The organism is Streptomyces sp. NPDC048106, from assembly GCF_040706415.1.
GTDB lineage: Bacteria > Actinomycetota > Actinomycetes > Streptomycetales > Streptomycetaceae > Streptomyces.
The window spans coordinates 20,467-45,029 of sequence record NZ_JBEZND010000012.1 but is presented as its reverse complement, the minus strand read 5'-3'; the positions used below and the strand labels follow the sequence as shown (position 1 = coordinate 45,029).

The window sequence follows — 24,563 nt, the reverse complement described above, 5'->3', positions numbered from 1 at the left end:
GGAGTTGAACATGGCCTACGTCATAGGACTGCCCTGCGTCGACATCAAGGACCGCTCCTGTGTCGACGAATGCCCCGTGGACTGCATCTACGAGGGCAGCCGCGCCCTGTACATCCAGCCGGAGGAATGCGTGGACTGCGGCGCCTGCGAGCCGGTGTGCCCGGTCGACGCCATCTACTTCGCGGACGATCTGCCCGAGGAGTGGGGCGACGACCACGCGGCCTCCAACGCCGACTTCTTCGCCGCCCTCGGCTCACCCGGCGGCGCCGCCGCCCTCGGCCCCCAGGACCATGACTCGGCTCTGGTGAGCGGCCTGCCCAAGGGGGTGCCGGCGGCATGAGCGGCATCCTCGCGGGCAAGCGCGTCCTGGTGACCGGCGTGGTCACCGACGCCTCCATCGCCTTCCACGTGGCCCGGATCGCCCAGGAGGAGGGCGCCGAGGTCCTGCTCACCGGATTCGGGCGGCTCTCCCTCATCGAACGCTTCGCCCAGAAGCTGCCGAAGCCCGCGCCCGTCATCGAGCTGGACGTCACCGACCCGGACCACCTGGACACCCTGGCCGAGCGGCTCGGCACGCACACCGACGGGCTCGACGGCGTGGTGCACTCCATCGCCTACGGCCCCCAGGGCGCCTTCTCCTTCCTCGACGGCACCTGGGACGACGTCTCGACGGCCGTGCACGTCTCGGCGTACTCCCTCAAGTCCCTGACGACCGCCTGCCTTCCGCTGCTGAAGCGGCGCGGCGGCTCGGTCGTCGGGCTCACCTTCGACGCGGCCGTGGCCTGGCCGCACTACGACTGGATGGGCGTCGCCAAGGCCGCCCTGGAGTCCACCAGCCGCTATCTCGCCCGCGACCTGGGCGAGTTCGGCATCCGCTGCAATCTGGTCGCGGCGGGCCCGCTGCGCTCCATGGCCGCCAAGTCCATCCCCGGCTTCGGCGAGCTGGCCGACGTCTGGACCACCCGCCGGGCCCCGGCCGGCTGGGACCTCACCGACCCCGACCCGGCCGCGCGCGGGGTCGTCGCCCTGCTGTCGGACTTCTTCCCGCGGACCACGGGCGAGATCGTCCACGTGGACGGCGGCGTGCACATGATGGGCGCCTGACGGGCGCACACGGGAAGGGGGCGGGTGCCGGACCGGCACCCGCCCCCTTCCCGTGTGTCACTCGGTCGCGCCGCCCGGCAGGATCCGCCGGAACCCGGTGTACGGCTCCAGCGCCTTCGGCAGCAGCACCGAACCGTCGTCCTGCACGCCCTGCTCCAGCAGCGCGGCGACCGTCCGCCCGATCGGCAGCGCCGAGCCGTTCAGCGTGGCGGCCGGCGTCTTGCGGCCGTCGGCCCGCTTGACCCGGATGTCCGCCCGCCGCGCCTGGAAGGTGCCGCAGTCGGAGACCGAGGAGATCTCCCGGAAGGCGTCACCGCCCGGCAGCCACACCTCGATGTCGTATGTCATCCGCGCCGAGAAGCCCATGTCGCCCGCGGGCAACAGCACAGTGCGGAAGGAGAGTTCCAGTCGGCGCAGGCACTCCTCCGCGTGCCCGACCATCAACTCAAGCTGTTCCTGCGCCTGTTCGGGGGCGCAGACGCGCACCAGCTCCACCTTCTCGAACTGGTGCAGGCGCAGCACGCCCCGGGTGTCGCGGCCGTACGCCCCCGCCTCCGCGCGGAAGCAGGGGGTGCGGGCGGTGAAGGCGTACGGCAGTGCCCGCGCGTCCAGCAGCTCGCCGGCGACCAGGTTGGTCAGCGGCACCTCGGCCGTCGGGATGAGGAACAGCTCGCGCTCGCCGACCTGCGTGCGGAACAAGTCCTCCTCGAACTTGGGGAGTTGGCCGGTGCCGGTCATGGTGTCGCGGGAGACCAGGAACGGCACCGACTGCTCGGTGTAGCCGTGCTCGCGGGTGTGCAGATCGAGGAAGAAGTCGGCGAGGGCGCGTTCGAGGCGGGCCCCGGCGCCGTGCGCCACGCTGAACCGGGCGCCGGCCAGCCTGGCCGCGGCCGGCGGGTCGAGGATGCCCAGGGCCTCGCCGATCTCCGCGTGGTGCCGGGCGCCGGCCGCCGGGCGCGGCGCGGGACCGCCCCGCCGTACCTCCACGGCCTCCTTCTCGGAGTCGCCGTCCGGGACGCTGTCCAGCGGCAGGTTGGGTATCCCGAGCAGCAGCCCGGTCAGCTCGGCCGCGGCCGTCCGGGCGGTGCCCTCCGCCTGCTGCACCTCGGCGCGCAGCGCGCGGGCGGCCTCCTTCTCGGCCTCGCTGGGCGGGCCCGAACGGCGGGCCTTGGCCGTCCGGTTCAGCTCGGTGCGCAGCCGGGTCACCTCGGCGTTGGCGGCCGAACGGGCGCGCAGCGCACCGCTGACGGCGTCCAGGTCGAGGTGGTGGCGGCGGCGGGCCAGGCGCCGCACGGCGTCCTCGCCGGCCTCGATCAGCTCACTGGGATCGTGCATGGCGGTCTCCTGAGGGGGCGGGGGAGAGGTCGGGGGCGGCGGGGGCGGCGGTGTGCCGGGTGCCGAGCAGCTGGTAGCGCAGCGGATGGGTCCTGCGCAGCCGGGCCGCGTGGACCAGTCCGCCGAGCGCGACCAGCGGCAGCAGCCAGGGCAGCGCGGCGATCACCTTCGAGGGGGAGCCGGTGAGCATGTCGAAGTTGCCGACCACCAGCCACACGGAGGTGGCGAGCCCGGCGAAGCCCAGCAGCGGGGCGACGGTCTCCTTCCACCAGTGCCCGTGTCCGGCGCGCAGCCGCAGCCCGAGCACCGACAGCGCGGCCAGCGCCTGGAGCGTCACGATGCCGAGGGTGCCGAGCCCGAGCATGCTGGTGGTCAGGTCGGCGTACGGGTCCAGGCCCGCCACCGCGAACCCGGCCAGCACCAGCGCGGTCACCACGCTCTGCGCGACGCTCGCCCGGTGCGGGGAGCGGTACCGGGTGTGCTCGGCGGCCAGCGTCCCAGGGAGCAGCCCGTCCTGGGCGATGACCTGGGCGTAGCGGTTGGCGGCGCTGTGCAGGGCCAGCGTCGCCGCGAACAGGCTGGTGCACAGCAGGACCTGGAGCATGGTGCTGCCCGTCGTGCCCAGGAAGTCGTCGCCGAGCCCGAAGAACAGGTCGCCCATCTGCTTGCCCGCGACCTCCCGCACCCGGTCGGGACCGATCGCGCCCACGGCCAGCCAGCTCGTCAGCGCGTAGAAACCGGCGATCAGCGCGGCGGCCGCGTACGTCGCCCGGGGCACGCTGCGCTTCGGGTCGCGGGCCTCCTTGCCGTACAGCGCCGCCGACTCGAACCCGATGAAGGACACGAACGCGAACATCAGCGAGACGCCGACGCCGGGACCGGTGGCGTTGTGCGGGGAGAACGAGGCGGCGGGCAGCGCGTGCACCCCGTGCCGGACGAGGATCGCCACGTCCAGGGCCGCCAGCACCCCGATCTCGCCCAGCATCAGCAGGGCCAGCACCCGGGCGCTCAGCGCGATCTCCCGGTAGCCGAGCACCGCGGTCAGCACCAGCCCGGCCGCCGCGCACCACTCCCACGGCACCGTCAGCCCGTGGGCGGCCAGCACGAGCTGGGTGAAGTATCCGAGCGCGCCGGCCAGCCCGATGGTCGCGCAGTTGTACGCCAGCAGCGCCAGGTACCCGGCCGCGACCGCCGGGGGCCGCCCGAGGCCGTCGGCGACGGAGGCGTAGAACCCGCCGGACCCTCCGGTACGCCGCGCGCTGACCGCGTACCCGACCGAGAAGCAGAGCAGGGTCACGCCGGCGAACAGGAACGCGGCCGGCACCCCGGCCCCGTCCCCGAACGCGAACGCGAGCGGGACCGTACCGACCATCGCGGAGAGCGGCGCCGCGGCGGCCACGATGAGGAACAGGATGTGCGCCGTGCCGAGCCGCCCCGAAGCGGGCGGTGAACCACTGGTGGACATGGGAACTCCAGATCTGGGGAGAAAAGGGGACGTACGGACAACAGCCGCCCGCGGAGCAGCTCAGCGGACGGCTGTTGGAGCACCCCGCGAGGGGCACGGGGAAGCGAGGGGCGGCGGCTCAGGCAGGGGCGATCGCCAGGGCCGTGTTCTGCCCGCCGAACCCGAGGGAGTTGCTCAGCGCCAGATCGATCGGCATCTCGGTCAGGGACTGGGCCAGCTTGATGTCCATCCGGGAGTCCGGTATCACCAGGTTGGCCGTGGGGGGGATGACTTCGTGCTCGACACTCAGCACGGTGAACGCGGCCTCGACCGCCCCCGCCGCGCCGAGCAGGTGCCCGGTGACCCCCTTGGTGGACGTCACCAACGGATCGCCGCGCAGCGTCCGCTGGATCATCCGGGCCTCGGACAGGTCGTTCAGCGGCGTCGACGTGCCGTGCGCGTTGACGTGCTGGACGTCGTCGGGGTCCGCTCCCGCGTCGGCGAGCGCCGCGCGGACCGCCGCCTCGATGCCGGCGCCGTCGGGATGCGGCGACGTCATGTGGTGGGCGTCGGCCGTCGCGCCGTACCCGATGATCCGCCCGTGGATGTGCGCACCACGGGCCCGCGCGTCCGCGACGCGCTCCATCACCAGGATCCCGGCACCCTCGCCGGCCACGAACCCGTCGCGGTCGGTGTCGAAGGGGCGGGACGCGGACGCCGGGTCGTCATGCCGCCGGGACAGCGCGCCCATCTGGGCGAACCCGGCCATGACCAGCGGAGTGATCATGGCCTCGCTGCCGCCGGCCAGCACGATGTCGCAGCGGCCCAGCGCCAGCAGGTCCCGGGCGGTGCCGATGGCCGTCGCGCCGGAGGCGCACGCGGTGGCCACCACCAGGTTGGGACCGGTCGCCCCGAACTCGATGGCCGTCTGACCGGCCAGCATGTTCGGCAGCTGCATCGGCAGCAGCAGCGGCGACACCCGGGCCGCGCCCTGTTCGCGCAGCACATGGTGCTGTTCCTCGACCGTGCCCGGACCGCCGTCGGCGCAGCCGAGGACCACACCCACCCGGGCGCCGTCCCAGGTCCGCGGGTCCAGGCCCGCGTCGGCCACCGCCTCGTGCGCGGCGACCAGCGCGAACTGCACGAACCGGTCCAGGCGGTGGGCCCGGCGCGCGCTGAGCAGGGTCTCGGGGTCGAAGCCGGGCACCCGGCAGGAGATCTGTACGGGGTTGTCCGCCAGCACCGGATCGAGGGCCGCGGCCGGCCTGCCGTCGCAGACCGCCGCCCAGCTCGGTCCGACCCCGATCCCGCCGGGGGTGACCAGACCGAGCCCGGTGACGGCGATGTCCATCGCGGCCATCAGACCTTCGCGCTCCGATCCTCCATGAGCCGGACCATGTCGGCGACGGTCTCGGCTTCCAGGAGGTCGTCGTCGCTGACGTCCAGGTCCAGCTCGGACTTCAGCAGCAGCGACAGCTCCACGACGGCCAGCGAGTCCAGCTCGATGTCCTCACGGGTGGCCTCGGGGGTGATGGCCTCGGGGGACACCTTGAGCTTGTTGGACAGGATTTCCTTGAGCTGCTCCAGCATGTCGGTTCCTTTCGAAGGTCTTTCCTGACGATCGGTCAGATGGTTTGCAGCTCGGGCCAGGTGACGGTGGTCGCGCCCCAGGACAGCCCGCCGCCGAAGGCGGTGAGCAACACCCGCTGTCCTGCGACGAGACCGCCCTCGGCGGTGGCCTCGGCGAGCAGCAGCGGGATGGACGCCGCTCCGGTGTTGCCGACCCGCGCGATGTTGCTGAGCCGCCGTTCCTCGGGGATGCCGAGCCGGTCCGAGACGGCCTCCAGGATCCGGGCGTTGGCCTGGTGCGCCGCGAACCGGTCGACGTCCTCCAGGCGCCAGCCGGCCCGCTCGGCGGCCTCGGTGGACGCGCTGGTCATCCGTTCCACCGCGTGCCGGTAGGTTTCCCGGCCGAGCATGTGGAAGTAGTGGTCCTCCGGGGCGGCCGGGCGGCCCGAGGAACGCTGTCTGGAGCCGCCCGCCGGGACCTCGATCAGATGGCTCAGCTCGCCGTCGCTGCCGAGCACCAGCGGCCCGAACGCGCCGGGTTCGCCGGGCGAGCCGGCCCGCAGCACCACCGCGCCCGCGCCGTCCGCGAAGATCACCGCGGTGGTGCGGTCCTGCGGGTCGATGATCGTGGTGAAGGCGTCGGCGGCGATGAGGAGCACGCTGTCGGCGACCCCGGAGGCGATCAGCCCGGCGGCGGACGCGAGGCCGTACAGGAACCCGGAGCAGACGGCCGCCACGTCGAAGGCGGGCACCTGGCCGAGTCCCAGCCGCGCGGCCACCTGGGGTGCGGTCGCCGGGCAGGGCTGGTCCGGGGTGGTGGTGGCGAGGACCACCGCGCCGACCCGCTCGTCGCCCGCCGACTTCAGGGCCCTCAGGCCCGCCTCCACCGCGAGGTCGCTGGTGGAGGTGCCGGGGGTGATGTAGCACCGCTCGGCGATGCCGGTGCGGGTGCGGATCCAGTGGTCGGAGGTGTCCAGGCGGCGCGACAGGTCCTCGTTGGTGACGATGTTGGGCGGGACGTACGATCCGATCCCGGTGACGACAGCGGCCCGCCCGGTGCTCATGCGCCGGCCTCCGAGGAGAGGACCTCGACGGGCAGGCCCATGTACTTCATGCGGACCTCGGCCATCTCGTCGGTCCACCGCTCGGCCATGTCGTAGCGCTGCTCGGCGGTGGTGTCGAGGAGGCGGACGCCCGGCCAGACCTCGTAGTCGCCGATGAGGTCGGCGTGCTTGAACATGCCTTCCTGGAACAGCTCCTCGCGGTGGATGACGAACTCCCGGTCCGGGATCTCGTCCCACAGCTTCACGCCCGAGCGCAGGATCTCCAGCAGCCGCGGGGTGTACTCGGGGTGCTCGACGACGTGGTCGCGCAGGATGGTGCTGGCCACGGTGAGGTGGCGGATCTCGTCGATGGCGGTGCCGCGGGAGATCTCGCCGGTCGCCGGGGACAGCGGGGTCCACTTGCGCTCGCTGAGTTCGGCGGCGGGGGCGAGGACGCCCTCGATGATGATGGCGAACACGGCGACCCCGCCGGGGAAGTCGGCCTTGTCGCGGACGATGTCCAGGGTGAAGTCCACCACCGGGTCCAGGACCCGCTTGCGGTAGTCCCGGGCCATCTCCTCGATGTCCTTGAGGAGGGTGGCCTGCGGGATGCCGAGGTCCACCAGGTGCTGGCGGAAGACCCGGGCGTGCCGGGCCTCGTCGATCAGCTGGGTGGCGTAGAACTCCATCTGCGGGATGCCGGGCGCGATGGTCACGTAGTGCCCGAGCAGCCGGGTGGCCAGCTCCTCCGCGAGCGCCCGGAAGCCGAACTCCAGCACCAGCGCCTCGCGCAGCGGGCCGGGCGCCTTCAGGAAGGCGGGGGTGAGGGCGTTCGCGTGGTGGCCGGTGGCGCCCCGGTCGCGCAGGGTGCCCTGGGCGACCGAGGTGAACCAGTAGGCGAGGTCGCACTCCTCGGGGCCGAGGGTGAGTTCCTTCGCGCCGTCCAGCAGGCCGGGGGCCTTCTCCCAGTCGGCCTCGGGGGCAATGGATGCGGTCATGATGCGGCGTTCTCCTTCGCCGGACGCAGGGCACCGGCGTACAGCCCGCCGGTGTAGCTCAGCAGCGGCAGGCCCTCGTCCGCGGTGGCCCGGACGACATGGCCGAGCAGCAGCTCGCTGTCGCCCGCGGCGTGCGCGGAGTGGAACCGGCAGACGTAGTGGGCGAGGGCGCCCGCGATCAGCGGGGCCTGGGCGTAGCGGTCGGCGGTCCAGGCGAGGCCGGCGAAGGCCGCGCTGCCGTCGGGCCGGGAGCTGTCGGCGAACCGCCGTGCCACGTCCGCCTGTTCACCACCGAGCACGTTGATCGCGAACCGGCCCTCGCGGGCGGCGAGCCGGGCGAAGGACGAGCCCGCCCGCAGCACCACCCCGACCAGCAGGGGCGAGCGCGAGACCAGGGTGACGGTGCTCGCGGTGGTGCCGTGCATCCGTTCCTCGGGGCCCGTGGTCAGCACGGACACCGGGGAGGCCAGGTGGTACAGGGCCTGCCGGCGCTCGGCCGGGTCCTGGCGTACCGCCCGGCGCACCGGTGACGTGGCGGTGGTCATCGGGCGGCCTCCGTCTCGCGTACGACGGGACGCGCGGGGATGTGACCGACGGGCGCCGGGTCCGTCTCGTGCCCGACCGGCTTGGGGTGCGGCAGGCCCAGGTCGTCCAGGAGGCGGAGGTAGCCCGCCTGGCGCACCGGCTCGAAGGGCAGCGCGAAGGACTTCATGAAGTTGCCGAACAGGCCCCGGTCGCCGAAGAGATGGAACGGCAGCACCAGCAGCGCCCACTCCGGCTTGACCAGCCAGCACCACAGCGCGGCGACCACGCCCTGGGTGATGAGGCTGTGCATGACGTTGTAGAGGACGTAGTACGCCTTGTGGATCGGCCGTCCGCCGCTCTTGCGGAAGGCGATGGCGCCGGGGATGTAGCCGATCAGGTCGATGTAGAGGAACAGTCCGAGCGCCGGCAGCCAGCGGATGTCACCGAAGTGGTAGATGATCATGCCGGTGGTGACGGCGAGGCCCACCAGGTACTCGGCGCGGTGCAGCGAGTACGTGCGCGGGGTCTCGAAGGGGTTCGCCTGGTCCATGGTCAGCTCCTTCGGCGGGGTCAGGCGCCGACCGCGGCGGGCGTGTTCAGTTCGATGCCGCCCTGGATGCGCACGGCCGGGTAGAGGCCGGTCAGCGCCCAGGCGACCGTCTCCTTGATGACGCGCTCGGCGATCGGGTCGAGGATGCCCTCCAGGCTCGGGATGCCGAAGTCGAAGTCGGCGTCGAAGCGGACGGTGACGTCCGCGCCGTCCTGCTTGACCGCCCAGGTGCCGGTGAAGGAGTCGAAGTCGCCGTCGGACTGCTCGAAGCGGATCTCGCCCGCCTCCGGCAGCACGGTGTCGTCCTCGGTCCAGCGCAGCAGTCCGCTGCGGAAGTGCAGTTCCCAGCTGGAGGAGGGCTTCGGGTCGGGGTAGGCGGAGTGCACGGTGGTCGCGTTCACGTGCGGCGCCAGGTCCGGGTACTTCTCCCAGCGCCGTACGGCGTGCAGGACCTCCTCGGCCTGCTCCGCGGGTATCAGGGCTTCGAGTTCGACGTGCCGCACGATCAGTTACCGCCTTCCGGCATTGTGGCCGCACCCTTGATCAGGTCACGGGTGGCCAGGTCGAAGGAGTTGACGAGGTAGTCGACGTCGGTGTCGCTGAGCACGGCGGGCGGGGTGAACCGCACCACCGAGCTGCCGTTCATGGAGTGGTTGGCGACCACGCCGTGGTTGAAGAGCTCGATCAGCAGCTCGCCGGCGAGGCCCGCCTCGACCAGCTCCACGCCGATGAGCAGCCCCCGGCCGCGGACGTCCACCACCAGCTCGGGGATGTTGCGGTGGGCGACCTCCGCGATCCGCGGCAGCAGCCGGGCGCCGAGGTCCATGGCCCGGGTGACCAGGCGCTCTTCCTTGACGGCGCGGACCGCGCCCTGCACCGCGGCCATCAGCACCGGCTGCCCGGAGAAGGTGGCGGTGTGGACGTAGGGGTCCTTGTCGAAGGGGCGGAACGCCTTGCGGGTGGCGATGGCCGCGGACACCGGCATCACCCCGCCGCCGAGCGCCTTGCCGGCCAGCAGCACGTCCGGCACGACGCCCTCGTAGTCGGCGCCCCACCACTCGCCGAGCCGGCCGAACCCGGACTGCACCTCGTCGAGGATGAGGAAGCCCTCGTACTCGCGGACCAGTTCCTCGACCCGCTTGAGGTAGCCCTTGGGCGGGATGATGACGCCGCCCTCGCCCTGGACCGGCTCCAGGATCACGCACACCTCGCCCGGGTGGGCCTTCAGCTCGGCCTCCAGGGCGTCGGCGTCGCCGAACGGCAGGTGCAGGAAGTCCGGCACCAGCGGGCGGAAGGGGGCCTGGTAGACGTCCTTGGCGGTCGCCGACAGGGCGCCCAGCGTCTTGCCGTGGTAGCCGCCGCGCATCGAGACGGTCCGCTTGAAGCCGCCCGCGCGGGCCAGCTTCAGGCCGGTCTCCACCGCCTCGGCGCCGGACAGCGCGAAGTGCACGCGGTCGAGCCCGGCCGGCAGCACGGACACCAGCGCCTCGGCGGCGCGGGCCACCGTCGGCTCCAGCAGGATGCGGGTCGCGGTGGGGTGGGTGCGAAGCTGGCGCTCCACCTCCTCCATGACGATCGGATGCCGGGCGCCCATGATGAACACGCCGTAGCCGCCCGCGTTCAGGAAGCGCTCACCGTCACTGGTGGTGAGCCAGGCGCCCTCGGAGGCCACCTCCATGTGGCTGCCGAACAGCTCGGCGAGCGTGGCCCGTCCCTTGGAGAGGTGGGCCCGGTACAGGTTGAGGATCTCGGCCTCGTCGTCGATGACGGGGGCGTGGGGGGAATCGTGCAGGACGGTCACGTGTCACTCACTCCAATGGATGGGGAGGTTCAGGACGCCGGCGGGGCGGGCGCCCCGGGTCAGGGGCGCGGGGCTGTCTTCGGTCCGACTACGCGAGAACCAGCGGCCCGCCGTCGAAGTAGGTGAGCAGCGGCTCGGACGCGGCGATCCGGGACGGCGGGTGGAAGGCCAGTGCCCGTGTCGCCGCGGCGGCCTGCGCACTGGCCGAGTCGGTGATGAACGCCAGGCCGCCCAGCAGCTCCAGCGCCCGCGCCACGATGTCCGGCAGCGCGTTCTGCACGGCGTACCGGGCGACCAGCACCCGCGCGACCGACTCCTCGTCTCCCGGCTCGGCCCCGGTGCCCCGGGCCACGCCCTCCAGCAGGGCCAGCGCCGCCTCCATGTCGACGGCGAGCGCCGCCCGCTCCTCGGGGCCGCCCCGCTTGCGGTCCAGCACCTGCTCCACCAGCGCCGCCGCCGCCCCCGCGTACCCCGCGGAGATCAGCATCTCGAACCAGACGAACCCGGCGGACTGGAGGTCGTCCAGGCGGGTGGGGTCGTCCGCGCCGGCCCGCACCACCATCTCGGACGGCACGAACACGTCCTCCAGACGCACCTCGTCGCTCTCGGCGCCGGCCAGCAGGTCGTTGCCCCAGAACTCGTGCACCGTCAGGCCCGGCGCGTCGGCCGGGACCAGCGCGAGCGCCAGCTCGGGCTCGCCGCCGTCCTCGCCGTGGATCGCGGTGGACGCCGTCAGCAGGCTCATCGAACGCGACAGGCTGCACGGCTTCTTGGCGCCGGACAGCAGGAAGCCGCCCTCCACCGGACGCGCGGTCACGGCCGGCTTGAGGATGTTGGCGGCGGTACGGCCCTCCGACCAGCCGGAGGCCAGCACCCGCTGGTCGGGCACGATCTGGTGCAGCAGCTCGGTCTGCGCGGGCGTGAGCCGGCCCGACTTGACGGCGAGCGAGTACAGCATGGCGGCGGTGAAGTGGTGCATGGAGACGGCCGCGACCAGGGAGGGCGAGACCGCGCCGAGGGCAAGCTGCACGCGCAGCGCCTCCAGCGGGGCAGCGCCGTGGCCGCCGTAGGCCTCGGGTATCAGCAGGCCGACCCCGCCGTGGATGCGGAACAGGTCGATCACCGGGCTGCCGGGTTTCTCCCGTTGCTCGTACGGGAGTTGCTCCAGTTCCTTGAGCAGTCCGGGGTGGAACCGCTCGCACACGGTCCGGGCGACATCGAGGGAACGCACGGGAAAACCTCCGAGGACTGGGTGGGTTCAGGCGCCGAAGACCGCGTCGTACGGGCTCACGTCGCGGGCGATGCTCACTCCCTGGACGTGGGAGGTCTTGAGCATCGGGTAGTTGGCCTCGCCGAACGCCCCGCCGGTGCGGCCGGTGCCGCCGTGGCTCGGCAGGTAGGGCAGGAAGCCGATGTGGGAGTCGTTGACCTTCAGCAGACCGCCGTTGACGGTGCGCCGCACGAACGTCTCGACCACGTGGTCCGAGCGGGACCACAGGGAGTTGCGCAGCCCGTAGTCGTTGCTGTTGACGAACTGAAGGAACGATTCGAGCAGGGCGTCGTCGTGATCGCGCTCGGCGACCACGATCGGGATCAGCGGGAAGAAGGTCTCCTCGCGGACCACGTCGTACGTGCGCGCCCGGTCCAGGCCGTCCACCCGCACCACCGTCGGCTGCAGGAACACACCCGTCTCCGAGACCGTGCCGTCCACCTCGGTGCGGTTGCCGCCGGTGACCAGCTCGGCGCCGTTGTCCAGCGCCTGCCGCAGCAGCCGGAAGAAGCGCTCGCTGCGCCGCACCGGCGACAGCAGCACGTCCTCCTCCTCGGGCAGGCCCGGCTTGATGCCCTTGACCTGCTCCTTCACCTCGGCGATCAGCGCCTCGGCGACATCCGGGTGCGCCAGCACGTAGTTGGGCACCATGCAGATCTGCCCGGAGCCGTAGAACGCCTCGGTGATGGCCTCGGCCGCCCACTTCACGTCGGCGTCCTTCCACACCACGATGCCGTCGTTCCCGGCGAGTTCGAGGATCGGCTTCTTGCCGTGGGCCACGCAGCTCTGCTCGAAGCGCAGGCCCTCCTGGCTGCCGCCGATGTAGAAGATGTCGTTGATCAGCGGGTCCGCGATCCAGCGGTCCATGGTCTGCTTCGGGTTGGAGCAGACCGCGTTGAGCACGCCGGGCGGGGCGTCGAACTCCTCCAGCAGCGGGGCGACGATGTCGCGCAGCAGCCACATGGTGGACAGCGCGATGCTGCGCGGGGCCCGTACGACGACCGCGTTGCCGGCCATCAGCGCCAGCACGCACAGCGCGGCGCTCGGCAGCGGGGCGTTCTGCGGCGGGTTGAAGGCGACCACCCCGTCGGGCTGGCGGTGCAGGATCAGCCGGCGGCCGTTGTACTCCTTCTCCACCCGCATCTGCTTGTCGTACCAGCGCAGCGAGCCCGGCGCGTAGATCTGGAGCAGGCAGCTCAGCTCCCAGCGGGCGAGCTTGACCGGGTGGGACTCGGCGACCAGCATCCGCAGGAACTCGTCCTCGTGCTTGATCAGTTCCTCGCGGAACCGGGTGCCGAGCCGCATCCGCCGCTCCAGCGGTACGGCCGCCCAGGCGGGGGCGGCCGCGGCGGCCGCCTGGGTGGCCAGGTCGATCGCGGAGTCGTCGGCGATCGCGCACCGCCCGACGACGTAGGGGTGCTTGGCCGCCTCGGACTCCGGGTCCTGTTCGAGGGAGCGCTTCAGGCTCACGCTGGTGAACACGTCTTCCAGCAGCGAACGCCCGCTGACGGTGTACACCCAGCCGTCGCCGGCGACGTCCTTGCCCGCGATGTAGAGGTCGTAACTCTTCAATCCGGAAGGTGCCTCAGCACTCTCCTCCTGCGCGGCTTCGCGAAGCATCTTCAGCCTTTCGGATATGGCGTGTGGATTTCTTGAAGCAATGCGAGCGTGACAGCGGAATCTGACCCGGCGCTGACACCCGACTGATCCAGCCAACCTGCCGCTTCCGCGCCGTCAGCGAGGTGTCAGCCGCCGCTGCTTGCATGAGGCGCATGTCACCCGTCGTCAGCACCATCCAGCGGTTGCGCGAGCTGCCGCGCAGTGAACTCAGCGAAGAAATCGAGACAATCGTCCTGCGGAAATTCAAGGCCGTTCTCCTCATGGACGACTCCGAGGACCTCCCCGTCGACATCTCCTACTTCGATCTCGGGCTCACCTCGCTGCGCCTGACCGAGATACGCCAGAGCCTGGAACAGCTCCTGGACCTGTCGATCAACGTCAGCGTGCTCTTCAACGAGCCGACCGTTTCCCACCTTGTGGACCACCTGACCCAGGCCGTCCAGGAAGCTTGAGGAGTCGCTCCATGCCGCGTAAGGAATCAGCGCAGGCGCCCGAGCCGGTCGCGATCGTCGGAATCGGTCTGCGGTTCCCCGGCGGCAGCGGCTCGCCCGACGAGTTCGACGAGTTCCTCCGCGAGGGCCGCAGCGGAATCGGCCCCATCCCCACCGACCGCTGGGACGTCGCCGCGTTCACCCCCGAGGGCCCCGACGACAAGGGCAAGATCCGCGCCTCGGCCGGCGGGTTCCTCGACCGTATCGACCTGTTCGACGCGGGCTTCTTCAACATCTCGCCGAAGGAAGCCCGTTACATGGACCCCCAGCAGCGGCTGCTGCTGGAGACCGCCTGGCAGGCGCTGGAGCACGCGGGCATCGACCCGGCTCCGCTGCGCCGCGGCAACGGCGGGGTCTACATCGGCGCCAGCTCCATCGACTACGCGCTGGAGCTGGACTCGCTGCCGTACGAGGAGCTGGACGGCCATCTGGCCTCCGGCATCACCATGTTCCCGCTCTCCGGGCGCCTCTCCTACTTCCTGGGCTGGCGCGGCCCGAGCATGAGCGTGGACACCGCCTGCTCCTCCTCGCTGGTCGCCCTGCACCTGGCCGTGCAGGCGCTGCGCGGCGGCGAGACGGACATCGCGCTGTGCGGCGGCGTCAACGCCCTGCACCACCCGCGCATCCCGGTGATGTTCTCCAACGCGCAGATGCTGGCCCCCGACGGCCAGTGCAAGACCTTCGACGAGGCGGCCGACGGGTACGCGCGCGCCGAGGGCTGCGGCATCGTCGTCCTCAAGCGGCTCAGCGACGCCGAACGCGACGGCGACCGCGTCCTCGCCCTGGTGCGCGGCACCGCCGTCGGCCAGGACGGCGACAGCGCGGGCCTGACCGTGCCCAACGGGCCCGCCCAGGAGAAGGTCATCCGCAGCGCGCTTGCCGCGGCCCACCTCGCGCCCGAGGACATCCAGTACGTCGAGGCGCACGGCACCGGCACCCCGCTCGGCGACCCCATCGAGTTCGGCGCCATCGGCGACGTCTTCGTGGACTCGCACACCAAGGACCAGCCGGTGGTCGTCGGTTCGGTGAAGACGAACCTGGGTCACATGGAGCCGGCCTCCGGCATCGTCGGCGTCATCAAGACGGTGCTCCAGCTGCGCGCGGGCACGATCTACCCGCACATCAACCTCAACAACCCCTCCGGGCGCATCCCCTGGGACCTGTACCCGCTGCGGGTGCCCACCGCCTGCGAGCCCTGGAAGGCCGAGGTCAAGCGCGCGGTCGTCAACAGCTTCGGCTTCGCGGGGACGATCGGCGCGGTGGTGCTGGAGGAAGCACCGCAGCACTCCGTCGAGGAGACCGAACTCCCGGGCGCCGCACCGCTGTTCACCCTCTCCGCGAAGAACGCGGGCGCCCTGCGCGAACTCGCCGCGGGCTACCGCGCGTTGCTGGACGAGCGACCCGAGACCTCCGTCGCCGCGCTCTGCCACAGCGCCAACACCAGCCGCGCCCACCACCCGTACCGGATCGCCGCCCCCGTCGCCGACCGCGCCGCCCTCGTCAAGCTCCTCGACAAGGCCGCCGGGCAGGAGCACGAGGGCCCGACCGGCATCCGCAAGACCGCGTTCATGTTCACCGGCCAGGGCTCCCAGTACGCCGGCATGGGCGCCGCCCTCTACGCGGCCCTCCCCGTCTTCCGCGCCCAGGTCGACGCCTGCGACGAGCTGTTCGCCGCCCCCCTCGGCCGCTCCGTGCGCGACCTGCTGCTCGGCACCGCCGCCGACCCCGAGGCCATCGACCGCACCGAGTACACCCAGCCCGCCCTGTTCACCCTGGAGTACGCGCTCGCCCAGCAGTGGATGGCCTGGGGCGTGAAACCCAATGTGCTCATCGGGCACAGCATCGGCGAGGTCGTCGCCGCCGCCGTGGCCGGGCTGTTCAGCCTCCCGGACGCCGTCAAGCTGGTCGCCGCCCGCGCCCGGCTGATGCAGGCCGTCACCGCCGAGGGCGGCATGGCCGCCGTCTCCGCGCCCCTGGAGGACGTCGCCCCGCTCCTGGACGGCCACGACGACCTGGCCGTCGCCGGGGTCAACGCCCCCGACCAGACGGTGATCTCGGGCGGCGGCGCCGCCCTGGACGAGGTGACCGGCCTCCTCGCCGAGCGGGGCGTGCGCGTCGAGCGTCTCAAGGTCTCCCACGCCTTCCACTCCCCGCTGATGGCCGAGGTCTACGACGACTTCCGCGCCGCCCTCGACGGCATCACCTTCCACGAGCCGAAGATCAGCCTCATCTCCAACGTCACCGGACGGCTCGCCCGCTTCCGCGAGATCGGCACCGCCGACTACTGGGTGCGGCACATCGGCGAGCCCGTGCGCTTCCTCGACGGCATCCGCGCCGTCGCCAAGCGCGGCCGGCACGCCCTGATCGAGGTCGGCCCGCAGGCCGGGCTCACCGCGCTCGCCCGCCGCTCGGTCACCGTCGAGGACCACCTGTGGCTGGCCAGCCTGCGCCGCCGCGACACCACCACCGCGACCACGCTGACCGCCCTCGCCGACTACTACGCGGCCGGGCTCGCCGTCGCCTGGGACGGCTACCACGCCGGGCACCCCGCGCCCGCCCGCGTCGACCTGCCGACGTACGCCTTCCAGCGCAAGCGCTACTGGCTGCCGTCCGTCACCCCGCGCCGCTCCGCCCAGAACGGCACCGCGCGCCACCCGCTGCTCGGCACCGAGGAGCGATTCGCCAGCGGGGTACGGGAGTTCACGGCCGAGTTCACCGCCGAGGAACTGGGCGCGCTCGCCGACCTGGCCGCCGACGACCGCACCGTGCTGCCCGCCGGCGCCTACGTCGACCTGCTGCTCGCGGTGCAGGACGCGGTCCAGGGCCACGCCCGCAACGCGGTCCGCGACCTGCGGCTGCTCGCCCCGCTGGAGCTGCCCGCCGAGACGGTCACCGCGCTGACCACCCGCTGGCGGCCCCGCCCCGGCGGCGGCGCCGAGGTCGAGGTGTACACCCTGGTCGGCGGCGAGGAGAACCTGCACGCCACCGCCACGGTCGCCGCCGACCCCGAGCCCCTCGTGCCCGTCTCGGAACTGGCCGAGCTGGACGCGGGCCTCGCCCCGGCCGCCCAGCACATCGACGACGAGGACATCTACACCGACCTCGCCTCCGTCGGCCGCCCCCAGGGCCCCCGCATGCGGCTCCTCCTCAAGGCCGCCCGGCACACCGATAGCACGCACCGGACGCCGCTCCTCGATGGCCGGACGCCGCCTGCCGGGGCGCTGGTCACCGGCGAGCTGACCGGCCGCGACGCGAGCGCCGTCGAGCACGTCCCGGCCGAGCTGCTGGAGGCCGCCGTGCAGGCGCTGGTCGTCCTCGACCCCGAGGGCCCGGTGTTCGTGCCCCGCGAGATCGCCTCCGTACGGCACTTCCGCAAGCCGCGCGGCGAGCAACTGCGCGTCCTCGCCCGGGTCCGCGGCGAACAGGACCGGCGCGTGGCCGACGTGCTGCTCCTGGAGAACGGCGACCCGGTCGCCGAACTCCTCGGGGTGCGCATGGCCCGCCCCGAGGGCCGCGGCGGACGCCGCCAGTTCCTGCACCGCCCGGAGTGGGTGCGCCGCGCCCTGCCCGCCCGCGGCGGCGCCCCCGCCCGGCACGTCGTCCTCCTCGACCCCTCGGCCGCGCGCGCCGCCGAGCTGGCCGCCGAACCCGGTCTCAAGGTCACCTGGCTGCCCGACCTCACCGACCTCAAGGCGGCCCTGGAGGACCCCACCGTCACCGACGTCTGCCGGCTGTGGCACCAGCGCTCCGAGCCCATGTCCGCCGACCGGCTGCGCGCCGAGTGCGAGGACAACTACCGCGAACTCCTCGCCCTCATAAACGCGTTGGAGGCCGCCAACCGGCCGCCCAGGCTGTGGCTGGTCACCGAGGGCGCCCAGTGGCTGCCCGGCGACCCGGCCGGTGACGGCGGCCACCTCGGCGCGGCCACCCTGTGGGGCTTCGGCCGGGTGCTGCTCACCGAGTACGCGCAGTACCGGGCCACCCTGGTCGACCTCGCCCCCGGCAGCGGCCTCGCCCCGCTGGCCGAGGAATGGCGGGCCGAACCGGCCGGCGAGTTCCAGGTCGCCCACCGCCCCGGCCGCCGCTACGTGCGCCGGCTGCTCGCCGGTGACGCCAGCCTCACCTGGAGCGGGGGCTTCGAACTGCGCGCCCCCGACTCCGGCGACCTGTCGGACCTGGTGCTCGCGCCGGTCGCCGACCTGGCCCCGCAGGCGGACGAGGTCCAGGTCCGGGTGAGCGCCGTCGGCCTGACCGCCGAGGACGCCCGCGCCGCCCTGGACACCGGACGCGCCGAACGCGCGGAGGAGACCGGCGAGGAGGAACCCCCGCCGCTGCTCGGCCAGTTGGCCCGCGGCACCGTGCTCGCCGCCGCCGACGGCACCGGCTTCGCACCGGGCGACGAGGTGCTCGTACGGCACGACGGGACCTTCCGCGCCACGCTCACCGTGCCCGCGGTCGCCGTCGTACCGGCCACCGGCGACGACGCCGCCCCGCACTTCCGCCTGGACGAGACCGGCGAGGCGCTGCGCACCGCACTGTCCGACCCGGCGGGACCGGCCTGGGTGACCCTGCCCGAGGACCTCGAAGAGCGGCCCGAGCCGGCCGACGAGGGGCCCGCCGAGCTGCGCCCCGACCGCACCTACCTGGTCACCGGCGGTCTCGGCGGCCTCGGCCTGGTCACCGCCCGCAAGCTGGCCGCGCTCGGCGCCCGCCACCTCACCCTGGTCAGCCGCAGCGGCAAGGCCACCGAGGAGGCGGCCCCGCTCCTGGCCGACCTCGCGGCCGACGCCGAGATCGACGTCGTACGCGCCGACATCTCCCGGCCGCAGGACGTCCAGCGCCTGGTCAGGCACCTCGCGGCGGGGCCGCACCCGCTCGGCGGGATCGTGCACGCCGCCGGTTCCTACGACAAGAAGCTGATCTCCGAGCTGACCTGGGAGTCCATCGACGCCCAGCTCGCCGCCAAGGCGTACGGCGGCTGGCTGCTGCACGAGGCCGCCGAGACCTCCTTCCCCGAACTGGAGTTCTTCGTCACCTACTCCTCCATCGCCTCCGTCCTCGGCGGCGCCACCCAGGGCCACTACGCCGCAGCCAGCGCCGGGCTCGACGCGCTCGCCGAATGGCGCGGCCGGCGCGGGGTGCCGGGCCTGTCGGTCAACTGGGGCGCCTGGGCCCGGGTCGGCATGTCCGCCCGCCTGGAGGAACACCTCAGCCAGGAGATCGAACGCAGCGGCGTCCGCTTCTTCTCCCCCACCCGCGCCCTGGACACGCTCGCCCGGCTCTGGGGGCGGCCCCGCACCCAGCGGATCGTCGGCGAGTTCGACTGGGACCGCTATGTCTCCGGCAGCGTCACCGGCGACCTCTTCTACGACCGGCTCGCCCGCCAGGGCGGCGGTGAGGACGGCACCGGCCTCGACCTCGCCGCGCTCACCGCACTCCCCGACGCCGAACGGCTCGCCGCCGTCACCGGCGTGGTGAGCGAGAAGGTCGGCGCCGTCCTGCACCTGGAGGAGGGCGACGAGCTGGACCCGAACAGCGAGTTCGTGTCGCTGGGCCTGGATTCCCTGATGGCCCAGCAGGTCAAGGCCGCACTGGAGCAGTCGTTCCGGCTGCCCCTGCCGGCCTCCCTCACCCACGACCACCCCACGGTCCGCGCGCTCGCCCAGTTCGTCGACGGGCAGTTCGCCCCGGCGCCGGCGGCGTGACGATCGGACAGTCAGACAGAGGCGGCACATCACCATGAACGACATACCGAGGGAGCGCTGGACGCTCCACCACTCCGCCCGTGCCCACGCCGGCACCCGCCCCGACCACCCGGCGGTCATCTGCGAGGGCCGCGTCACCACCTACGGCAAGCTGCACCGCGACAGCAACCGCGTCGCCCACGCCCTGCGCGCCGGCGGGGTCGGGCGCGGCGACCGGGTCGCCTACCTGGGACGCGAGTCAGCGAACTACTACGTCGTGATGATCGCCTGCGCCAAGGCGGGCGCCGTCCTGGTGCCGGTCAACTGGCGGCTCACCCCGAACGAGGTCGACCACATCCTGCGCGACTCCGGCGCCGCGCTGATCTTCGTGGACGACGAGTTCTGGGGCACCGTCGCGGCCGTACGGTCCCAACTGCGCGGTCTGCACCGGGTGGTCCGCGTCGACGGCACCGACGCCGACGGCGACCCCGCCCGCGGCGCCGGACTGCTCGCCTGGGCCGCCGACCAGCCCGAGACCGACCCCGCGCCCGGCACCGGACCCGACGACGCCGTCATCCAGATCTACACCAGCGGCACCACCGGGCTGCCCAAGGGCGCCGTCCTCGCCCACCGCAGCTTCTTCACCCTGCCGCACGCCAGCCGCGAGCGGGGCGTGGACTGGATCGACTGGCTGCCCGAGGACGTCGCGCTGATCTCCCTGCCGGGCTTCGGCGTCGCCGGGATCGGCTGGTTCCTGCACACCTTCAACGCCGGCGGCACCAGCGTGATCATGCCGCAGTTCGACCCGCAGGAGGCCGTCCGGCTCATCCGCGCCCACGGCGTCACCACCACCTTCGCCGCCCCCGCGATGCTCCAGGCGATGGCCGCCGAACGCGAGGCCGGACCCGAGGCGTTCACCTCTCTGCGCAAGATCGCCTACGGCGCGGCGCCCATGTCCGAGACGCTGCTCAAGCAGTGCCTGGAGACGTACCGCTGCGAGTTCGCGCAGATCTACGCCAGCACGGAGACCGGCAGCGTCGCCGTCTGCCTGCCGCCCGGCGACCACCACACCGGCAGCACCCGGCTCACCTCGGTGGGCCTGCCCTGCCCCGGCAACGAGATCAAGGTGGTCGGCCCCGACGGCGAGAGCCTGCCGCCCGGCGCCATCGGCCAGGTCTGCGTGCGCGCGCCCTCCCGGATGCTCGGCTACTGGAACCTGCCCGAGGCCACCGCCCGCACGCTGGTGGGGGAGTGGCTGCTCATGGGTGACGCCGGCTACCTCGACGAGGACGGCTACCTCCATCTGTGCGACCGCATGAACGACACCATCATCGTCGCCGGGCAGAACATCTACCCGGCCGAGGTCGAGAAGGCCCTCGCCGCACATCCGGCGGTCGCCGACGCGGCCGTGGTGGGCCTGCCCGACGAACGCTGGGGCGAGAGCGTGCACGCGGTGGTCGTCCTGCGCCCCGGCGCCGAGGCGACCCCGCGCGAACTCCTGCTGTCCCTGCGCGGCCGCATCGCCGACTACAAGATCCCCGGCACCTACCACTTCGCCGACTCCCTGCCCCGCAACCCCTCGGGCAAGATCCTGCGCCGCGCGGTGCGCGGAGAGCTGACGGCGACGAGGTCTCCTTCCGGGGGCCCCGTATGAGCACGTTCCCCGACGTCCCCGCGGAGAGTGACACGCCCATGAGTACCGGACCGCTGCGGATCGGCATCCTCCTGCCCACCCGCGAACAGGCCATCAACGGCACCTACGCGGCCGCTCCGCTGCTGGACTTCGCGCGCCAGGCGGAAGCCCTCGGCTTCGACTCCCTGTGGGCCGGGGACTCCCTCACCGCCCGCCCCCGGCTCGACCCCCTGATCGTGCTGTCCGCCGCCGCCGCGGCCACCCGGCACATCACCGTCGGCACCGCCGCCCTCACCCCCGCCCTGCGCCACCCCCTCATCGGCGCCAACATGATCGCGAGCCTCAGCCATGTCGCGGCCGACCGGCTGATCCTGGGCCTGGGTTCGGGCTTCCCGATGGCCGAGACCGAGGCGGAGTTCGAGTCCGTCGGCGCCTCCTTCCAGGGGCGCGTCGGCCGCCTGGACGAGATCACCGCGCTGTGGCGCACCGCCTGGCGCTCCGGCGAGGACGGCCGGCCCACCGCGTTCGAGGGCAGGTTCTGGCAGGCCGAGCACCTGGACCGGCTGCCCGCGCCCGCCGTCCCCGGCGGCCCGCCGCTGTGGCTCGCCGGCAGCGACACCCCCAAGGTGCTCGCCCGCGCCGCGACCCGCTACGACGGCTGGCTGCCCTTCCTCCCCGACGTCGACGCCTACGGCCGCGCCGCCGGCCGCCTCGGCGAACTCGCCGCCGAGGCGGGGCGCGCGGTGGTCCCCGGGCTGTACGCGACGGTCACCGTCAACAGCGACGAGGCCGCCGCCCAGGCCGAGTTGGAGCACTACATCAGCCACTACTACGGACGCTCCCTGGAGCAGATGCGCACCATCCAGGCCTACGCCTGGGGCAGTGCCGAGAAGTGCGCCGAGTGGCTCGCCGGATACGTCCGCGCCGGTGCCCGGCACCTGGTGATCCGCATCGGATCCCTCGACCCGGAGCCCCAGTTGAAGGAGATCGCCGAGGTGCTGCTGCCCGCGGTACGCGCCCTCGGTCCCGTAACCACCCTAGGGAGTACGCAGTCGTGACCACCGCCATCGGCACCGTCGGCAGCCAGATGTCCACCGAGGGGCACTGGTTCCACCCCGTGGAGCCGTCGCCCGACGCCTCCATCCGGCTGTTCCTGCTGCCCCACGCGGGCAGCGGCGCCATCATCTACCGCGACTGGGAACGCCTGCTGCCGCCGGACATCAGCCCGCAGGCCGTCACCCTCCCCGGCCGGCACAACCGCCGCGAGGAGGAGACCTACGAGAACTTCTGGCCGCTGCTCGACGCCCTGCACGAGGCGGTCCTCAACGACCTGGACGACCGGCCGTTCGCCTTCTTCGGCCACTGCCTCGGCGCCCAGCTGGCCTTCCGGCTCGCCATCCGCATGGAGGAGGAGGGCGGCCCGGCGCCGATGATGGTCGGCATGTCCGGCTGGTCGCCCATCGGCTTCTTCAAGCCGACCGAGGAGCAGAGCCGGATGCCGGAGCCCGAACTCGTCGAGTGGATCAAGAAGTTGGGCTCCTTCCCGGCCGAGGTCTACGACAACCCCGAGATGCTCGCCCTGGTGGTGCCGGCCCTGCGCTCCGACCTCCGCGTCGCGGGGGACTACGACGACGACGGCGCCGGCGTCAGCTGCCCGCTCGCCTCCTACGGCGGCCGCAGCGACCCGCTCCAGGAGGCGCCGGACGCCATGACCCACTGGGCCGGGCGCACCCCGTCGTACCTGGGCCACAACGAGTACGAGGGCGGCCACTTCTACATCGACACCCACGCCCAGGCCGTCACCGCCCACTTCGCACACCGGCTCCAGCGGGCCGCGGCCAGCCTCGCGGGCTGAGCCCGGAGGCCGTGTCAGCGCAGTGTCAGCGGGGCGCGGGACAGTGATCCGAGGACCGTCGTCCCGGCCGCCGTCCCGCGCCCCGTCGTCGTACGCCGCAGGCACCGATCGGCCCGCATTCCACCAGCGCGAAACGACCTAGGAGGGTCGTCATGACCACCGAAGCGGAACTGACCGGCACCGCGGCCTCGACCGCACCGCCACCGGACGTCGAGGAGGCCGCCGGCGCACCCGCCTGGGGAGCCCTCCTGGTCGTGCTGGCCGGCCTGTTCATCACCAACCTCGACTTCTTCATCGTCAACGTGGCGATCCCCTCGCTCCAGCGGGACATGCACGCCACACCGGCACAGATCCAGCTCGTCGCCGTGACCTTCACCATCGGCCTGGCCGCGCTGCTGATCACCGGCGGCCGGCTGGGCGACCTGTACGGGCGGCGACGGGTGTACTCCGTCGGCGTCGCGGTGTTCACGCTGGCCTCGCTGGCCTGTGGCATCGCGCCGAACATGACCGAACTGATCGTCGCCCGCGCCGTCCAGGGCGCCGCCGCCGCCCTCGTCATCCCGCAGGTGCTCGGCATCCTGAACACCGCGTACACCGGCAAGGCCCGGGTCGCCGCGTTCAACGCCTACGGCCTGGCGCTCGGCGCCGCGGCGGTCTTCGGGCAGCTCATCGGCGGCGTGCTGATCAAGGCGGACCTGTTCGGCTGGGACTGGCGGACCATCTTCCTGATCAACGTGCCCATCGGCGCGGTGGTGCTGCTCGCCACCCCGAAGATCGTGCCCGAGTCGAAGGCCGACGACGGCAAGACCGGAATCGACCTGCTGGGCGTGCTGCTGGTGACGGCCGGGCTCGTCGCGGTCGTGCTGCCGCTGGTGGAGGGCCGGGAGCAGGGCTGGCCGGCCTGGACCTGGGCGCTGCTCGTGGCCTCCGTGCCGCTGCTCGGCCTGTTCTGGATCACCCAGCGCCGGCTGGCGGCCCGTGGCCGCTCCCCGCTGATGAGCCCCTCGCTCTTCCACGACCGCTCGTTCAGCGTCGGCGTGGTCTCCATCCTCGTGTACTTCTCGGTGATGGCGTCCTTCTTCCTGGTCCTCGCGCTCTACCTCCAGGAGGCGCGCGGCACCAGCGCCCTGAAGTCCGGACTGCTGTTCATCCCGCTCGGCCTCGGCTTCTTCCTGTCCTCCGTGCAGGCGCCGAAGTTCGCGGGCAGGCTGGGCAAGCAGGTCCTCGCGCTGGGCGCGCTGACCGTGGCCGTGGGCGACGTCGCGCTCGCCTTCACCGCGGACCGGCTGGACACCACCGGCGCCGTCGCCTGGTGCATCCCGGCCATGGTGGTGTGCGGGTACGGCATGGGCCTGGTGGTGGCGCCGCTGACCTCGCTGGTGCTGGAGCGGGTGGCACCGCAGTACGCCGCGGCCGCCTCCGGCGTGTTCTCCACCGCCCAGGAGGTGGGCAACGCCCTCGGCGTGGCCATCATCGGCGTCGTCTTCTTCGACGTGGCCGAGCACCGGCCCGGTGCGCACGGCATGGCGGAGGCGTTCAGCACCAGCCTGCTGGTCCAGGCGGGCATCTGCGTGGGCGCCGCGGCCCTGCTGCAACTGCTGCCCAACCGGTCCAAGACGACCGCCTGACCGAACCGGCCGA

At 72.7% G+C, this 24,563-nt stretch carries 20 protein-coding genes; 8 read left to right on the top strand and 12 right to left on the bottom strand.

The features are described from left to right. The first annotated feature begins 10 nt into the window (after nucleotides 1-10). Both fdxA and fabI read left to right on the top strand, forming a co-directional pair. Nucleotides 11-340, top strand: a complete 330-nt coding sequence (fdxA, locus tag AB0927_RS15060; RefSeq protein ID WP_366668006.1) for a ferredoxin — start codon at nucleotides 11-13, stop codon at nucleotides 338-340. Beyond that, nucleotides 337-1,104 carry an enoyl-ACP reductase FabI gene (gene fabI, locus AB0927_RS15055; protein WP_366668005.1) on the top strand — a complete coding sequence of 256 codons (768 nt, stop codon included), beginning with the start codon at nucleotides 337-339 and terminating at the stop codon, nucleotides 1,102-1,104. Before fdxA ends, fabI begins: the two co-directional genes overlap by 4 nt. Nucleotides 1,105-1,161: 57 nt before the next feature. On the opposite strand, the gene serS is transcribed toward fabI, so the two are convergent. The 12 genes from serS to AB0927_RS14995 form a co-directional block, all read right to left on the bottom strand. Further along, a complete protein-coding gene (serS, locus tag AB0927_RS15050) occupies nucleotides 1,162-2,439 on the bottom strand; it encodes a serine--tRNA ligase (RefSeq protein ID WP_366668004.1) in 1,278 nt (425 codons plus the stop codon). Then, nucleotides 2,423-3,904, bottom strand: a complete 1,482-nt coding sequence (locus tag AB0927_RS15045; RefSeq protein WP_366668003.1) for an APC family permease — start codon at nucleotides 3,902-3,904, stop codon at nucleotides 2,423-2,425. The genes serS and AB0927_RS15045 overlap by 17 nt, the downstream gene beginning before the upstream one ends. Nucleotides 3,905-4,022: 118 nt before the next feature. After that, complete coding sequence (locus tag AB0927_RS15040; RefSeq protein WP_366668002.1) at nucleotides 4,023-5,243, bottom strand: beta-ketoacyl-[acyl-carrier-protein] synthase family protein; 1,221 nt, start codon at nucleotides 5,241-5,243, stop codon at nucleotides 4,023-4,025. Continuing rightward, a complete protein-coding gene (locus tag AB0927_RS15035) occupies nucleotides 5,243-5,473 on the bottom strand; it encodes a phosphopantetheine-binding protein (RefSeq protein ID WP_366668001.1) in 231 nt (76 codons plus the stop codon). Before AB0927_RS15035 ends, AB0927_RS15040 begins: the two co-directional genes overlap by 1 nt. Before the next feature lie 35 nt (nucleotides 5,474-5,508). Beyond that, the gene (locus tag AB0927_RS15030) at nucleotides 5,509-6,516 is read right to left on the bottom strand and encodes a beta-ketoacyl-ACP synthase III (protein ID WP_366668000.1); all 1,008 of its coding nucleotides are present in this window, start codon (nucleotides 6,514-6,516) and stop codon (nucleotides 5,509-5,511) included. Next, nucleotides 6,513-7,493 carry a VlmB-like protein gene (locus AB0927_RS15025; protein ID WP_366667999.1) on the bottom strand — a complete coding sequence of 327 codons (981 nt, stop codon included), beginning with the start codon at nucleotides 7,491-7,493 and terminating at the stop codon, nucleotides 6,513-6,515. Before AB0927_RS15025 ends, AB0927_RS15030 begins: the two co-directional genes overlap by 4 nt. Beyond that, nucleotides 7,490-8,038, bottom strand: a complete 549-nt coding sequence (locus AB0927_RS15020) for a flavin reductase family protein (RefSeq protein WP_366667998.1) — start codon at nucleotides 8,036-8,038, stop codon at nucleotides 7,490-7,492. The genes AB0927_RS15025 and AB0927_RS15020 overlap by 4 nt, the downstream gene beginning before the upstream one ends. Further along, entirely contained in the window at nucleotides 8,035-8,568 is a 534-nt protein-coding gene (locus tag AB0927_RS15015) for a hypothetical protein (RefSeq protein WP_366667997.1), read from the bottom strand. Before AB0927_RS15015 ends, AB0927_RS15020 begins: the two co-directional genes overlap by 4 nt. A gap of 20 nt (nucleotides 8,569-8,588) precedes the next feature. Continuing rightward, on the bottom strand, nucleotides 8,589-9,071 hold the full coding sequence (locus tag AB0927_RS15010) for an SRPBCC family protein (RefSeq protein ID WP_366667996.1): 483 nt from the start codon (nucleotides 9,069-9,071) through the stop codon (nucleotides 8,589-8,591). A gap of 2 nt (nucleotides 9,072-9,073) precedes the next feature. Beyond that, entirely contained in the window at nucleotides 9,074-10,369 is a 1,296-nt protein-coding gene (locus tag AB0927_RS15005; protein WP_366667995.1) for an aminotransferase class III-fold pyridoxal phosphate-dependent enzyme, read from the bottom strand. Nucleotides 10,370-10,457: 88 nt separating this feature from the next. Next, complete coding sequence (locus AB0927_RS15000; protein ID WP_366667994.1) at nucleotides 10,458-11,600, bottom strand: acyl-CoA dehydrogenase family protein; 1,143 nt, start codon at nucleotides 11,598-11,600, stop codon at nucleotides 10,458-10,460. A gap of 27 nt (nucleotides 11,601-11,627) precedes the next feature. Continuing rightward, nucleotides 11,628-13,259 (bottom strand): aldehyde dehydrogenase family protein, encoded by a 1,632-nt coding sequence (locus AB0927_RS14995; RefSeq protein ID WP_366667993.1) that lies wholly within the window; start codon nucleotides 13,257-13,259, stop codon nucleotides 11,628-11,630. Between the two features lie 152 nt (nucleotides 13,260-13,411). Between AB0927_RS14995 and AB0927_RS14990 the strand changes: the two genes are divergently transcribed. The 6 genes from AB0927_RS14990 to AB0927_RS14965 all read left to right on the top strand — a co-directional run bounded on the left by AB0927_RS14990 (nucleotide 13,412) and on the right by AB0927_RS14965 (nucleotide 24,550). Beyond that, on the top strand, nucleotides 13,412-13,711 hold the full coding sequence (locus tag AB0927_RS14990) for an acyl carrier protein (protein WP_366667992.1): 300 nt from the start codon (nucleotides 13,412-13,414) through the stop codon (nucleotides 13,709-13,711). 11 nt (nucleotides 13,712-13,722) lie between these two features. Beyond that, the gene (locus AB0927_RS14985) at nucleotides 13,723-19,455 is read left to right on the top strand and encodes an SDR family oxidoreductase (RefSeq protein WP_366667991.1); all 5,733 of its coding nucleotides are present in this window, start codon (nucleotides 13,723-13,725) and stop codon (nucleotides 19,453-19,455) included. Between the two features lie 34 nt (nucleotides 19,456-19,489). Continuing rightward, the gene (locus AB0927_RS14980) at nucleotides 19,490-21,088 is read left to right on the top strand and encodes a fatty acid--CoA ligase (protein ID WP_366667990.1); all 1,599 of its coding nucleotides are present in this window, start codon (nucleotides 19,490-19,492) and stop codon (nucleotides 21,086-21,088) included. A 38-nt stretch (nucleotides 21,089-21,126) separates the two neighbouring features. Next, nucleotides 21,127-22,125: an LLM class flavin-dependent oxidoreductase gene (locus tag AB0927_RS14975; RefSeq protein WP_366667989.1), complete on the top strand. Its 999-nt coding sequence runs from the start codon at nucleotides 21,127-21,129 to the stop codon at nucleotides 22,123-22,125. Between the two features lie 29 nt (nucleotides 22,126-22,154). Continuing rightward, nucleotides 22,155-22,922: a thioesterase domain-containing protein gene (locus tag AB0927_RS14970; protein WP_366668126.1), complete on the top strand. Its 768-nt coding sequence runs from the start codon at nucleotides 22,155-22,157 to the stop codon at nucleotides 22,920-22,922. A gap of 152 nt (nucleotides 22,923-23,074) precedes the next feature. Next, nucleotides 23,075-24,550, top strand: coding sequence for an MFS transporter (locus AB0927_RS14965; protein ID WP_366667988.1), 1,476 nt, complete (start codon nucleotides 23,075-23,077; stop codon nucleotides 24,548-24,550). Nucleotides 24,551-24,563: the final 13 nt, after the last annotated feature.